The organism is Vibrio sp. 1641 (assembly GCF_033339995.1).
Taxonomy (GTDB): Bacteria; Pseudomonadota; Gammaproteobacteria; order Enterobacterales; family Vibrionaceae; genus Vibrio; species Vibrio alginolyticus.
Map to the genome: position 1 here is coordinate 309,635 of NZ_JAWOVP010000001.1, position 14,569 is coordinate 324,203.

At 46.6% G+C, this 14,569-nt stretch carries 14 protein-coding genes and 1 pseudogene; 7 read left to right on the plus strand and 8 right to left on the minus strand.

The window, feature by feature from the left end; genetic code table 11:
• Positions 1–11 precede the first annotated feature (11 nt).
• The 7 genes and pseudogenes from R7Z47_RS01370 to R7Z47_RS01400 form a co-directional block, all read right to left on the minus strand.
• Entirely contained in the window at positions 12–902 is an 891-nt protein-coding gene (locus R7Z47_RS01370) for an HlyD family secretion protein (RefSeq protein ID WP_047102391.1), read from the minus strand.
• A gap of 12 nt (positions 903–914) precedes the next feature.
• Positions 915–1,118, minus strand: coding sequence for a DUF1656 domain-containing protein (locus R7Z47_RS01375; RefSeq protein WP_005374946.1), 204 nt, complete (start codon positions 1,116–1,118; stop codon positions 915–917).
• The gene (locus tag R7Z47_RS01380) at positions 1,118–2,761 is read right to left on the minus strand and encodes a TolC family protein (protein WP_033906682.1); all 1,644 of its coding nucleotides are present in this window, start codon (positions 2,759–2,761) and stop codon (positions 1,118–1,120) included. Before R7Z47_RS01380 ends, R7Z47_RS01375 begins: the two co-directional genes overlap by 1 nt.
• A 10-nt stretch (positions 2,762–2,771) precedes the next feature.
• Entirely contained in the window at positions 2,772–4,949 is a 2,178-nt protein-coding gene (locus tag R7Z47_RS01385; RefSeq protein WP_005386930.1) for an FUSC family protein, read from the minus strand.
• A gap of 388 nt (positions 4,950–5,337) precedes the next feature.
• Positions 5,338–6,207 (minus strand): DMT family transporter, encoded by an 870-nt coding sequence (locus R7Z47_RS01390; protein ID WP_262606630.1) that lies wholly within the window; start codon positions 6,205–6,207, stop codon positions 5,338–5,340.
• A 141-nt stretch (positions 6,208–6,348) separates the two neighbouring features.
• Positions 6,349–7,317: pseudogene (yidZ, locus tag R7Z47_RS01395) on the minus strand (HTH-type transcriptional regulator YidZ).
• Complete coding sequence (locus R7Z47_RS01400; protein WP_262606629.1) at positions 7,292–8,482, minus strand: MFS transporter; 1,191 nt, start codon at positions 8,480–8,482, stop codon at positions 7,292–7,294. Before R7Z47_RS01400 ends, yidZ begins: the two are co-directional and overlap by 26 nt.
• Positions 8,483–8,614: 132 nt before the next feature.
• Here R7Z47_RS01400 and R7Z47_RS01405 point away from each other — a divergent pair, with 132 nt between their 5' ends.
• On the plus strand, positions 8,615–9,085 hold the full coding sequence (locus R7Z47_RS01405) for a GNAT family N-acetyltransferase (RefSeq protein ID WP_017820545.1): 471 nt from the start codon (positions 8,615–8,617) through the stop codon (positions 9,083–9,085).
• Positions 9,086–9,109: 24 nt separating this feature from the next.
• The gene (locus R7Z47_RS01410; RefSeq protein ID WP_005386911.1) at positions 9,110–9,568 is read left to right on the plus strand and encodes a GNAT family N-acetyltransferase; all 459 of its coding nucleotides are present in this window, start codon (positions 9,110–9,112) and stop codon (positions 9,566–9,568) included.
• A 34-nt stretch (positions 9,569–9,602) separates the two neighbouring features.
• On the opposite strand, the gene R7Z47_RS01415 is transcribed toward R7Z47_RS01410, so the two are convergent.
• Positions 9,603–10,115, minus strand: a complete 513-nt coding sequence (locus R7Z47_RS01415; protein ID WP_005374970.1) for a DUF2799 domain-containing protein — start codon at positions 10,113–10,115, stop codon at positions 9,603–9,605.
• 259 nt (positions 10,116–10,374) lie between these two features.
• Here R7Z47_RS01415 and R7Z47_RS01420 point away from each other — a divergent pair, with 259 nt between their 5' ends.
• From R7Z47_RS01420 to R7Z47_RS01440, 5 genes are all read left to right on the plus strand, one after another.
• Complete coding sequence (locus R7Z47_RS01420) at positions 10,375–11,085, plus strand: response regulator (protein WP_318129767.1); 711 nt, start codon at positions 10,375–10,377, stop codon at positions 11,083–11,085.
• Complete coding sequence (gene creC / locus R7Z47_RS01425) at positions 11,085–12,527, plus strand: two-component system sensor histidine kinase CreC (protein ID WP_213876152.1); 1,443 nt, start codon at positions 11,085–11,087, stop codon at positions 12,525–12,527. Before R7Z47_RS01420 ends, creC begins: the two co-directional genes overlap by 1 nt.
• A 75-nt stretch (positions 12,528–12,602) precedes the next feature.
• Entirely contained in the window at positions 12,603–13,943 is a 1,341-nt protein-coding gene (gene creD, locus R7Z47_RS01430; RefSeq protein ID WP_318129768.1) for a cell envelope integrity protein CreD, read from the plus strand.
• Positions 13,930–14,358: a DUF2809 domain-containing protein gene (locus R7Z47_RS01435; protein ID WP_262606627.1), complete on the plus strand. Its 429-nt coding sequence runs from the start codon at positions 13,930–13,932 to the stop codon at positions 14,356–14,358. The genes creD and R7Z47_RS01435 overlap by 14 nt, the downstream gene beginning before the upstream one ends.
• Positions 14,355–14,489 carry a hypothetical protein gene (locus R7Z47_RS01440; protein ID WP_262606626.1) on the plus strand — a complete coding sequence of 45 codons (135 nt, stop codon included), beginning with the start codon at positions 14,355–14,357 and terminating at the stop codon, positions 14,487–14,489. Before R7Z47_RS01435 ends, R7Z47_RS01440 begins: the two co-directional genes overlap by 4 nt.
• Positions 14,490–14,569 lie beyond the last annotated feature (80 nt).

Here is a 14,569-nt window from a genome sequence, read left to right on the forward strand (position 1 = left end):
TTCTCACTTAGTTATTGTTCACTGTCTGCGGATGACTCTTTCATCACCATGATGGACGCAGAAAGCCCGAATCGAAGATCAACATCTTCAGGAAGTTCTTGTAGGGAGATTCGCACCGGAATACGTTGTGCTAGGCGAATCCACTGAAAAACAGGGTTTACGTTTGGAAGAAGGTTGTAGCCGACCGTGCCGTCTTTGGGCGCAATACCCCAACCAATCGAGTCAACCGTCGCGTCAATTGGCGTGTCTGGGTGAGACATCAAAGTGACACGCGCTTGGCTGCCAGGTTCGATTTGCGCAAGTTGGTTTTCACGGAAGAAACCAAATACCCAAAAGCTGTTTTTGTCGATCAGTGCGAGCAGTGGTTGGTTTGCGACCGCTTGCGTACCGTTTCTAATATCGAGGTTAGATACAAAACCATCGACGGTCGCATAAACTTTGGTAAAGCTGAGGTTAAGGCGTGCTGATTTTAGTTGTTCTTCTGCAGATTTGATTTGCAGTAGCGATTCTTCGTAAGCGATTTCACGACGAATCAGATCCTTATGAGAAACTGCGCCACGGTCTTTGGCACGAATGTCTTTTAAGCGGTCATATTCGATTTTTTTACCGCGAGAGCTAACAATGGAGCGCTCCAGTGCTACTTCGGCTTGAGATAACGCAACCTGGTAAGTCGCAGGGTCGATTTCAAACAGTAAATCCCCCGTTTTTACTTCTTGGTTGTCTTGCACTGCGACATTTACAATTGGGCCTGATACGCGAGGAGCCACTTTGATGACGTTAGCACGCACTTGCCCATCTCGTGTCCATGGGTTATTAAAGTATTCCTCAAACTTTTGATAGCCGAGCCAAGCTGCGCCACCAAGAATGACAAGATTGAGTGCGATTACGAATAGTTTTTTCATCTTGTTTGGCACCTAAAATTGAATATAAAAGCTGTCGATGGCCACCACATAACCGACCATGATGGCAATAAACGTCAGAGACGGAAAAGCGATGAAGCGAGACAAACGTGTCTTGTTCAATATCATCACCGTTATCCACGTGGCCGTGACGGCGAGAAAGAGCACCAGTAGCGTAGGAGAAAAGTAAACGTCTCCCCAAGAGAGTTCATGAGGCATTACCGATCCTCCGTTTTGTTTTCATCACTGGTCTCAGCCGGAGTTTCGAGTCGCAAAGGCGGCAATACGCGGTTTTCTTCATTTAAATAACTTCCCCAGTCAGTGCGCTCTGTCATCTGCGTGGCAATCGATTCACTGATGAAAGGTTTGCCTGTTTGGGTTTGCCAGCCTCCACCGAGGGCTTTGTAGAGCGCGACAACTTGGTTCGCAACATTACCTTTGATCGTTGCGTAGCTGTCTTCTGCGCGGGTCATTTTTTCTACCGAGTTAAGCAGACGTTCGAATGAAATTTGTCCGTTTTCGTACTGTGTCATGGATATGTTGAACGCACGAATGGAAGAGTTGACCGATTGCAAGCGTAAATCTTTTTGTTGCAAATACAGGTCATACGCTTCGATTGCATTGGTGACTTCATTAACGGCTTGCAGTACCTTTTTGTTGTAGTTCGTCAGCGTTTCTTGGAAGCGAGCATCTTCGAAACGAATGTTATTTTTCACGCGTCCGTATTGGAAAATGTTCCAACTGAACGTTGGGCCAACCACCATGGTGAGCGAATCGCTAAAACTGAAACTGCTGCCATCGGGAACCGTACTGTCGATACCGATGGAACCGAACAACGAAAAGCTTGGGTACAGAGCGGTTTCTGCCACGCCAATCTGCGCACTTTGCGCGCGAGCTTGCATCTCAGAGACTTGCAAATCCGGACGTCGCATCACTAAGTTAGCATCCACTTGCGTATCCAAAAGCGGTGGACGTGGCACAATGGAACGCTCGTCGGTGCCCGATAGCGCCGATTTTCTGCCCGTCGATTTGAACTGGGCTTCGTACTCAGCGATTTGCTTGTGCATCCCATCTGACTGTAGCAGTCGATCTACTTCTTCTGGTAACAGACCCAGTAGCAAAGCCAACACAGTACGTGATTGCTTCATTGCCACTTCGAGGCTCGGTAACGCTGCTTTGGTGGTGTAGAGTTGGTTTTTAGCTTGTTGAACGTCCAATTCTGTAACGTTGCCAGAGTCGAACTGCACCTGAGTAATACGTACGACACGCTCTTGAATCTCTATGTTGCGGCGAGACAGCAAAATACGTTCTTGGAATGTGCGATAGTTGATGTAATTGCGCGCCACTTCGGCGGTTATGGTGACCATGATGTCGTGATACGATGCGATGGATGCGTAGTAACCCGCTTCTGCCGACTCAATTCCGCGAGCATACTTGCCCCAAACATCCATTTCCCAAGCAGCATCAAACGACAAAGTGGCGTTATTCACGCCCTGATCATTTACGTAGGCACGCGCTAGGTTTCCTGACACGGTTTGAACTTGTGGGTATTGCAAGCCAGTCGAAATACCAAGCAATGAACGTGCTTGAACAATTCGTAGCCCTGCGGCTTCTAAATCGAGGTTTTGTTTGCTCGCCAACTCAACCAGCTGATTAAGAGTTGAGTCATTAAATTGCTGCCACCATTGTTGTAGCTGTTGCTCTGATTGCTGCGTATCTTTGGCTGCTTTTTGCACCGACCAGTCACTTGGCAGTGGCGCCTGCTTTGGATGAACATAATCTGGTCCTACCGTGGTACACGCACTGAGTCCGAGCAAAGAAAGTATGGCGAGGCTTGGTTTGGTTAGTTTTGGAAGCATCATATCCCCACCTTTAAAAACGCTTCTGTTGTAAGTTCACCCAATCGATATCCTCGTAGGTTTGCTTGCAATGCTTGATTGCTTCGAACACGTTCCGTTTTAAATTCAGCAAGATATAAAAACCGGCTATCTCTGAATAAGCGTAGTCAGATAAATCCAACTCACTAAAAAAATCTTCCAGTTTATCTTCGAATGTTTGGTAATCCTGACTGTATTGGTCGAATACGGAGTCGAGTTCTTGTGTTGCTTGATGGCTGGCTAAAGCGCCCGCCATCAAAGGAATGATGGAATCGCGGTGCTGTTGGCGAAGCTGAGTAATTAGTGGATTGGTCATCAACTTTTTCTCGGCGGCCATTAAGATGTTGATGTGATTACTGAGTACATCACACGCTTTGCTAAACGCGCCAATCGCTTCTGGCGTGGTTTTATCAAAGTGTTTGTGGTTGATTTTCGAACCCCAGACTTTGAGCTTTTTCGATGAGACATTGAGCGTCACCAAGTGCAAGGCCCGTTTGAGCGGCGTAATAACCGAGCTGGACTGCTGTTGATAGGTAGTGAACAGCTCTCGGGTATGTCGGAAGTAGCGTTCTTTTATGGTCAAAAAGAGGTGTTCTGGTCGTGAGCTAAACGGGAAGTAGTGCGCGAAAATAATCATGAACACCACCATGTAGAACAACAGCATGATCGTCATGAGGATCCCGAAGTGATAAAACATGTTGTTGTCTAAACCAAGAACAAACAAGCCAATCATATAGAAAATCGTCACTGGCCCGTTAAACAGATAAAAGCCGATAAAGGTGTAGATAAAGATGAACAGGCCAAGTTCTAACCCGAGATCCAATTGCGGAAGAATGAAGACGTAAGAAGGCACCGCGAACAAGAAGCCGAAAGTGAACAGCACAAGCAACAAAATTGGGTGCACAGGCACGAACGACAGCAAAGACATAAACATGGTCGAGAAGACCACGAATGAATAGCCGCCTGGTGGATTGAAATAAATCCAAATCAGTCCAGCAACCCAATAAGTGACAAAGGTTTTGACCGCGGTTTTAAAGTTTTCTGCGTCCCACCATAGAAACTTGCCTTTCGGTTTCGGCAGTGGCACGTCAAAGGAGACATTGTTCGTCACAGAGTCAATACAGCTAATGCTCTCCGCTAAACGCGACAAGTTTTGATGCATCAGTTCCAACAGGTGACCAAGCGTAAGCGCAGAGCCTTTCTCTAGGTGAGCTGCGTCTTCTAGCAACGCTTGGTTGTATTTGACTTTGAATTCCTGGGCACGATAAGCGGGTTCTTTTTCGTCCCAGACTTGTTGGCAGGTATCAAATAGCGCGTCAATTTCCGCCACGGCTTGATCAAAGTTGCTGATGCTTTCACGGTCTTGCTGGTGGCTAAAGTGGCTGTGCGCCGCGACGGTCAATTGTTGCGTTACCTGCTTGTTCAAATGAACTGCCAAGCGCCACTCTTTCATGTAGGCCGACACGTCACTGCATTCCACACTGACCGTGGCAAAACGCTGTTCGAGCGCATTTTGAGCGGCAAACATCTGTTCGATGAGAGTGTCCACGCTAGGAGGTTGTGGCTCTTCCGCTTCTGGATTTTCTTCTCCGCCTTCTTGAGGAGAGATTTGCCCTGCCGATTTTTGCTCGAAATTTTGCAAGATAGAGGTGAACAACGCGCGTTGTGCTTGGTTGAGTTGTTCGATGAGCTGTCTTAGGTTTTGTTCTGTTTTGGTCGGGAATAAGAAAGTCCCCACGAGTGTGTAAACCACCACCCCAAACACCGTCATGTAGGCGCGGTCAACGCCATAAAGAAACGCACCTTCTGCGTCACCGCCATTGGACATCATCAGTGTCATCACGCCGGTCAGCATGAGTAGCGTTGGATCTTTTTGATAGGCATTACGGAAGTAAAAAATGAATGAGACCACAACCGACACGCTCAGCATGTACAGCAAGCGGTCTTGAGCAAACAACCCCACCAGTAACAAGCCAACCACGGCACCAACCAATGTACCTAACACGCGTAAGGTACCTTTGGCGAGTGATTCACGACGACTGCCTGTCGATGCAATCAGCATTACAGTAGTTGCGGCCGTCGATGCTTGCGGCCAACCCATGGCAAACGGGATCAGATAAGCCAGAGTCAGGCTAAGCGATACTTTAATAGCGAATTTTATTTTGTCGTTCATAGTGTCAAAGTTTGCTCAGGCTTATCGTTATAAGTTGATGAATTTCTTATATGAATAATCAGAATCTTGTTCTGAATAAATTCGGGGGGCGGAATATAGCGGGTGAAAAAGTGTGCTTTGTAAACCCTTTGTCAAAACAAAAAGTGCGTATTTGGCTTGATCTCGTGCTAGCCCTTGGCGTTATTGGTGAAACGCCTAAAACGAGCAAATTCGCGATCTGTGATGATTCTCACTTTTGAAACAAAATCGCTGCATTGTGTGAGCCAATTCTCACCTTATATTCTTCGCCTGGTACCAAAGCAGACCACTTGTACCATCTGCAATGAGCTTTACTGCTTTAAAAAGCATAGATGATGAATGGGTATTTGAGAGGGAAAGTTATTACTTTTTATCGGCTTGCCGATTGTTCGTTTGTTTTTTTGGATCGAGATAAAAAAACCAAAGCGATCCCACCAAGAATGATGCCGCTGGTTAAAAGAGTATGCAGTGAAAGAGGCTCGTGGAGTACGATGCTGCCGAGTAGTAAAGCAATGGCTGGCACGGAAAGTTGGCTGACGGCGGCTTGAAGTAAAGAGAGCTTACGTACGACTTGGTACCAAAGTGTATAACCAAGGCCAGAGGCAATGGCACCAGATGCGATAGCGAGCAACACTCCGCTCAAAGAAAGTTGGATTGAGGACAAGATTAATGGCGAAAGGAGCACGCCAATTATTGATGCTGCGATGAATCCCCACGTGATTCCACTACTTGGAGAAGGCGCTTGTTTACCGAGCGCAGTAAACGCAGCCCAACAAACGCCAGAAATCAACATGAGAAGTGCAGAGCTAATATCGGGGCGAGTGGCAGATGGCAACATCAACCAAACAAATCCAACAATTGAAAGGCCGATACCGATGATTTCGAGAAACTGAAAGCGCTCACCTTGCCACCAATAGATTGCCAGTAACGTAAGTTGCACGGCACCAAACAAAAGCAAAGCACCAGTTCCTGTCGCCAGTTGTAAGTACGCGAAAGAGAAAAGGGCTGCGTAACCAAATAACGCCACGCCAGCAAAAAAGCGAAAGCGAGAAGTTGGCCGATCGGTTTTCCACTGACCTCTCACGACAAGCATTGCGATTAAGGTAATCGCGCCAGATATCAATCGAACGAGCGTGAAGCTTCCTGCATCAATTAACCCTTCTGCCAAGGCAAGTCGGCACAATAATGAATTGGCAGCGAACGCCAGCATTGCAATAGCAGTGAGTAAGAAGGTCGACATCCTTGATCCTTAGCGTGTAAATGAACAGCTAGTGTAGATCCAAAAGAACATTTTTATTAGTTGATAAAGTGATTAGTTATAGCTATCAGAGCAAGAAAGTCATTAAAAATAACCAGAGAAAACCTGACCTTAGCCTGAGTCTTACTGTGGTTGGGAAGGTTGTTTGTACAATGACTTAATGGTGTTTTTCAACCATAGCAATTTGGGGTTGTACGCATTGCGTTTATGCCAAATCATGGTGAATGGAATCAGTAACTTGTCTTGTTGAGCTTGGTCTAACGGAATTGGCAAGCACACCAAATCGAGATGCAGCTTTTCTGTGTAACTTTTGCAATAGTGCGGCGCGGTGGTGATCATGCCATGCGTCGGCTGCGCTGCCATAAAAAGGGATTGCTCAAAGTTGGACATCGTCAGCCCGATAGAGCGCTGTAGCCCTAGTTCCGTTAATACTTCATCCAACGCCCAAGTTTCACTTTTTTCCCAAACAATATTGATGTGTTGGTAGCTCAGAAAGGTCTCGAGATTCCACTCTTGCTGTAAAGCCGGATGATCTTTATGCAAATACACCATCGGCAGGTCATAAAATAGAATCTCAAAATCCAAGAAATAAGGCAGAAGATCCAACGACTCTTTCGATCTAGAGTGACTTTCTCGGCCGGTAAAACCGATATCCGTCTCGCCTCGAATGATGGCGTCGAGTGAATCGTAATCCCAGTTACTGGTTTTTACTTTCGCTTCAGGGTATCGCTGGTGGATAGCGACGATGAGTCTGTCCAGCACTGTGAGCACTAATGGCGACTCAATCGTGATATCAAAACGCACTCCTTTAGGCGTAATATCGCTGCGTTTTTCTGCAATTTGGCTGCCAATTTGCAGCCATTCTGCAAGATCTTGCTCCATGCTTTGTGCCAAAGGCGTTGGCGCAAGACCTTTAGGTGTTTTGACAAACAAAGGATCATCGAACCAATGACGAAGTTTGTTGAGCGACTTACTTACGGTAGAGGGCGTAACGTTCAGCTATTTCGAGGCTTTCGAGACGCTTTGCTCTTGCAACAATAATTGCAGAGTGAACAGTAAGTTTAAATCAAGTCGCGCTAGGGATTTCTTCATAATGGGTATCGTGAACAGGCTTTGGAATCAATAGTATTAGAGCAAGGCTGATTACGCTACCTAGCACTAAGATAAACACCAACATATTCAGTGCAGTAACGCCGATGAAACCCATAAACCAAATATAGAACGCGGAACTACAAACTTGAGCAATGCCCAGTAACGAGCTCGCCACGCCAGCTTGTTGAGAGAATGGGCTGAGCGCTTGGCTCATGGCCACGCCAAAGCCACAAGCGAAGCCTGCGCAAATCAGCCCAAGTCCGAACACATAGTAAAAAGGTTGTCCATCATGGAAATGGGCTGCACTGAGCACGATGGCTGAACAAACGAGCAATACTTGAGAGCTCATCATTAAGGTTCGCTGCTTGAAAATCCCCAATGCCAATGGCGCCGAGAACGAAATCAACATACTGATCGTCGCAGTCCCCGCCATGATGGAAGAATAGCCACCGCGATCAAAACCAAGCATACTCATCACAACAATTGGTGAAGCGTTAACAAAGGTCAGGATGGTGGTCACTCCAAGTGCAGTAATGATCAGCCTACTGATAAAAAATCGCTCGAAGAAAGTCTCTTGATGGCTCTCTGGCGTTGTCTGTTCTTCACCTTGTTGGCTGGGTAGTGATTCCTTGAGAACAAAAATGGCCAATACACTGACGAGAATGCCCATTCCTGCCATTGTGGTAAACAAACTCGGCCAAGGAAATTTCAGCATAATCAAGTGACCAATCACGGGTGCGATCACTGGAATGATACAGGTGATGCCATTGAGCATCGACAATACTTTCGCGCGGCGTTCATCGTCTAACGTGTCGCGTAAAATCGCGAATGCGACGACATAGCAAGATCCAGCCCCGATGCCTTGGCAAAAGCGAGCAATCAAGAAAGTGTTTGGTTGCTCAGCCATCCCGCCGAGAAAAGACGCGAGCACGAAGATCATCGCGCCGACGACGGCAATAGGTTTTCGTCCCACAGAGTCTGCAATTTTCCCCGCGAATAACATGGTGGTAGCCATGCCAGCTAAATAGATCGAAAACGCAATATGCAACTGAGATTCACTGGCGTTGAGATCTGACGCAATTTGAGGCAAACCAACAAGGTACAAATCAATGGCAGTAGGGTAGAGTAAAACGAGTGCAAAACTACAAAGTAAAAAACGGGACATGGAAACCTCTCTATCGAATGGCGAGGATAATAGAGTGCTAAACGTTTGCCTGCGAGTGGGAAATACGACACTAGGTATTTCTATTTACGACATACCCTGTATGAATTGAGCATAAAAACAACAAGGAAGATTATGATTACTATTGAAAAGTATTCGCCTGAGCGACATGAACACACTTGCGAACTTAGCGTTCTAGAAGAGCAATCGCAGTTTACGGTCGCGGATGTGGGTGAAATGCTTACACGTCTTGAACCCACAGAGCTTCCGCATCTGATTTTGGCAGACGATGACGTGGTTGGCTTTTTTCTATTTGATGCTGCTTACAGCGAGAAATACGATTTTTGCCCGAAAAACAGTTTAGGCGTACGTGCTTTGCTGGTGGATCACCGTCATCAAGGCAAAGGCATCGCCAAGCAAGCCATTCAACAGTTTGCCGATTTCGCCAAACGCCATTATCCCGAGTTTGATGCGCTTTATCTCACTGTGAATTGCCGCAACATACCCGCTTATCAGTGCTATTTAAAATCAGGGTTTGAAGATACCAATGAGCTTTACCACGGAGGCCCCGTTGGACCGCAACACATTATGAGACAGCCGCTTTAGCTAGGAAAAACCAAGGATGGAAAGATGAGGATTGAAATCGACAATTTAGAACGGCCGCAAGTGATAGCGCTGTTGGAAGGACATTTACAGGACATGTACGCCACGTCACCACCAGAAAGCGTGCATGCGTTAGATTTAGATAAGCTCAAGGCGCCAGAAGTGACATTTTGGACCGGATGGAAAGGTGAGCAACTGCTTGGGTGTGCGGCGATTAAAGAGTTGGATGACCAACACGCGGAGCTGAAATCCATGCGCACCACGCCTACGGCAAGAAACCAAGGTGTGGCATCTCAATTATTGATTCATGTGATTGAGCAAGCGAAGCAAAAAGGTTTGCAGCGCTTGAGTTTAGAAACGGGCTCGATGGAGTTTTTTAAACCAGCGCGCCTGTTGTATGAAAAGCATGGCTTTGTGTACTGCGAGCCGTTCGGGGATTACGAACTCGATCCGAACAGTCAATTCATGACCCTAGAACTGAGCTAGGGCCATGAATTTTTAGAAGCTAAATCCAATCGATTTAGAAATTCAGATTCAAGTTGATGGTTGGCGATAGGAGGCTTGAACGCTCGTCAGCCAATCGCTTTCTCTTCTCTTTCAGTCTCTTGGCATTATCTTTGTCTGGATTGCCATCAAGCTGATTATCGATGACCGAGATTTCAGTATCGATTTGTTGGATGCGTTGCTGGCGTTGATATTCTTGATGACCTAACTGGTAGTTCTCAATAAACTCTTTGCTGCTGCATACACCGTAATATTCTTTGCCTTCGATACCGACAGTGTACCCATTGTCTGGTGAGCAATATTGGATAGTGCCTTTATCAAAGCCTTCTTTCCATTTCGCTCGGTCGGGTGTCACACCCGCTTCACCACAGTCTTCGGTATAGCTATTGATAATGTTTGGATCGTTGCCGTCTCGGCCATCTTGATAACCTACGTTGTACCAGTTTGCCGTTTTGCACTCATCCGGAGACATGCTGGCGCAACCTGAGAGCAAAGTCAGTAAAGCCAGGGGGATTAGCGCTCTTTTCATCAGTGACTGTCCTTTAAATAAAATCGAATTGATAACTTGAGTTTAAAATGAACACTGTTCATATCAATGGTTGAAATCATTGTATTCACAATTGTGGTGACTCATTAATCTAAGTGATAAATTTATTATGCTGAATAGAAGTGTGTTTGATTAGTATTATCCACGAACTGCGCCTTTGCTGCATCAATCCACTAGCCTTGGCCCCAAATTAAGTGATAATACCAACATAAAGATAAACACCGTCAATGAGGCTAAGACATTGAGCGAACAACCCACCGTCCTTATTATCGAGGATGAATCTGCTATCGCAGAGAACCTGATTCATGTATTAGAGATGGATGGCTACCACGCAGAGTGGTTTGCAACAGCAGGAGAGGGCTTAGCTTTTTTGCAGCACAACTCCGCAGCGTTACTTGTCTTAGACGTAGGCTTACCGGATGGCAATGGTTTTGAATTGTGCAAAACCATCCGTGAGTTTTCTGATATCCCCATTATCTTTCTCACCGCAAGAAGCGATGAAATTGACCGCGTCGTGGGCTTGGAGATTGGCGCGGATGATTACGTGACTAAGCCATTTAGCCCGCGCGAAATGTTGGCTCGCATTAAACTTCGAATCAAAGCTAAAGCGCCAATGATGGAGCACAAACCAGAGCCTGTGGCTGTTCCAGATCAACCTCAATTTAGTCAAGATTTGGTTGCGCAGAACTTTGACTACGGTGTTGGCGGGCAAATGCTTGGGTTAACTGCGCTGGAATTTAAGATCCTCGATAAGCTGATTTCCGTCTCTTCCAATGTATTGAGTCGAGAGCAACTTATGATCGCTGCTGACATGGCGCCGGAAGCTGCGTACGAGCGCAATATCGATACCCACATCAAAGCCATTCGCCATAAGTTGAAGCCGTTTGAGATGTCTGAACGCATCTGTACCAAGCGTGGCTTTGGTTACTTTTACTGCATAAAAGGTGAATGATGAATCGCTGGCCGAAGATCCCGCTTGGACTCAGACTGTTTTTTCTCTACTTCATCTTAGTCGGGATGACGGCTTACATGGTGAGCAAAACGGTTGTCCAAGAACTTAAGCCAACCGTGCGCCAAACCACCGAAGAGACGCTAGTGGATATGGCGAACTTGCTTGCGGTATTGGCGGAAGAAGACGTTGCGAACGGAAAGTTGTCTGAGAGTCGCTTCTCCAAACTATTAACGGCTTATGGACAGCGAGAGCCTCAAGCGCGCATTTGGGAAATCGGTAAAAAAGCGATTAACCATCGAATTTACATCACCGATAAACAAGGGATTGTGATTGCGGATTCTTGGCTGCAAGACGTAGGCAAAGACTACTCGCAATGGAACGATGTTTATCTCACGTTGCGTGGTCAATACGGCGCGCGCAGTACTATCGAAGACCCGAAAGATCCGCTCTCAACCGTTATGCACGTGGCTGCGCCCATTTACCACAAAGGTGAAATCATTGGCAGCGTGACGGTGGCAAAATCCAATCGCTCAGTACAACCCTTCATCGATCTTTCTAAACGCAATGTGCTGTTTTGGATGGTGTGGATGAGTGGTTTAGTGCTATTGGCAGGGGCATTGTTTGCTTGGCGAATTCACTCAGCACTGAACAAGCTAGAAGACTACGCGACCAAAATGGGTGAGGGTGAAAAGGTCTCTAAGCCGACATTTCGTATCTTTTATGAGTACGGCACGCTAAGCGACGCATTAGAGAAAATGCGCAATCAGCTCGATGGCAAACAATATGTGGAAGAGTACGTACAAACGCTGACTCATGAGCTGAAAAGCCCGTTATCAGCGATTAAAGGCGCGAGTGAAATATTACAAATGCCGTTGCCTGAAGAAAAGGTCGCGCGCTTTGCTGGTAACATTGAGCGAGAAAGCGACCGCATGCAGTCATTGATTGATAAGTTGCTCGAACTGGCTCGTCTTGAAAAGCGCCCCGAGCTAGAGCAAGTCGAAGCTATCTCGCTAAAACAAATGGTCAATGAAGTGGTTGAATCGGCGGATGCGCGCTTGAGTGCAAAGTCGGTGATTGCCAACATCCAAATTGATGACCATCTCGCCGTGCTTGGTGATGCCTTCTTACTGAAACAAGCCGTTTTTAACTTGATGGACAATGCGCTGGATTTTGTTGATTCGGAGGGATGCATTGAATGGAAAGCTGAGGTCGCGAAAGAGAAAATGTGCCTGTCGATTTTCAATTCAGGTCCTCACATTCCCGACTACGCGATGTCGCGTTTGACGGAACGCTTCTACTCCCTCGCTCGGGAAAATGGCGTTAAGAGCACTGGGCTCGGGCTGAATTTTGTTGAGCAAGTGATCAAGCTGCACAAAGGTCAGTTACAAGTCGAAAACGTCGATTCTGGCGTGAAAGTGACCCTGATTTTACCAACTCCATAGAAACTCCACATTAGCTCCATTCGTTCTCCAAATTGCTGATTTAGATTACTTCCATCAGCAAATGGAGAATGAAACATGAAAAAGATCCTCAATAACCAACTCGGCACGAAGTTCGCCTTCGTGCTGTTTTTGTTTGTCTTACTGCAAATCCCGCTTTCAATGGTCACAGGGCTGATCTCAGAACGCTCATATCGCCAAGATGAAGTCAGAAACGACATCGCACGCAGCAGCAGCGGCGAACAGCGCATCATTGGCCCATTCATCATGGTTAACTACACCGAAACCAGTTACCGAGATGACAAAGTACAGATTAAAGAGCGTCGTAAATTCCTCCTACCTAGCACTTTTGATATGAGCGCAAATCTGGACAGTTTTGAAAAGTACCGAGGTATTTACCGTGCGCGTTTATACAAAGCACAAGTGGCACTGAAAGGCACTTTTGATGCAGACGAACTCGCGGCGTTGCAGGGGCTTGATATTGACAACATGAGCCTAGTCGTTGGCATTGAAGACAGCCGTGGATTGATTCGTTTGGATGACATGACCATGGCGAGCTCTGATATCGAAGTCGCACCGGGAACGGGGTTAAATCAGTTACCACAAGGCTTCCACAGTGATCTGACACTTGCAGACCTAAACCCAGCACAACCTTTGGCATTCGATCTTAACTTCTTGCTACAAGGGATGGGGCAGCTTCAAGTCACACCAATCGGCAGTCAAACAACGGTGGAGCTCTCTTCAACTTGGGCACATCCAAGCTTTATCGGTGATTACTTACCGGTGTCATCAGAAGTTTCTGAGGATGGATTTAATGCACAATGGGCGAGCAATAACTTCTCTACCAATATCGCGCAGCTGTTCCAAAGCTGTTTGTCATCGAATCACGCTTGTCACGAGCTTGAACAGCGACAAATGGGCGTAGATTTGATTGATCCCGTGGACCACTATTTGAAATCCCACCGAGCTGTGAACTATTCACTGTTGGTTATCACATTAGTGTTTGCGAGTTTCTTCTTACTGGAGCTGTTCCAAGCGCGTCCGGTTCACCCAGTGCAATACGGCTTTATTGGTCTGGCTTTAGCACTTTTCTATCTATTGCTGATTTCGATGAGTGAACACCTCGGCTTTAACTGGGCATATGTGGTGTCAGCAGTCGCATCGACGGGGCTTTTAAGTGTTTACGTGAGCGGTATGTTGAGCAACACCAAACACGGCGCGATCTTCGGAGCGTGTTTGCTCACTCTCTACGGATTACTGTTTGGCTTGCTACAAGCAGAAAGCTACGCATTGGTTATGGGGACATTACTGTGTTTTGCGATTTTGAGTTTCACTATGGTTATTACACGCAACATCGACTGGTACGCACGAAATAAGAAAGCAGAAGAAAGTGCAAAGGCGAATCATGAAGACGTTTAAGCGAGCAGTTCTCACTGGGCAGCCAAGCGATATGGTGGAAGAGACGTCTGCTATCCGCCTGCAATTTTCTGCAAAAAATGGACTGAAAAGCTTGGTGTGTTTTATCACATTGGTCGTTATTGCGCTCTATGTTCGAGACAGCTTTATTCGCCCGACATTTGGTGATGTTCTGGTTGTGGTTTGGCTCTACTACTTTCTTGCAAGCTTGTTCTCCATGCCCGTTAACTGGCTGGTTTCACTGGTGGTGTTGATTGCGTTTGCCGTCGAGTTGGGGCAACTGTTACAGGTCGCAGTTTGGCTTGGTATCGAATCTTCATCTCCTCTGGCTGTAATTTTGGGCGCCACATTTGGTTGGAAAGATATGCTGGCTTACTGCATCGGGGGTCTACTGCGTTGGTGGATGGAAAAGAAATGAAAACCGAGATGAAAGCCATTGTGCCACCAAACCGACGTCGACATTCCAAACGAGGTATTCGTAAGAGGTTCAAAATCAGTTTACTCAAGCGCGTGTACCTTTGGTCACTGACCAATAGAGAACTGCTGTAAACATCGCCTCTTTATATGAAAGACACAAGGGAATCTTAAACTCACCGGCGCACAGGGTGAGTTAAGATTCCCTTATTGTT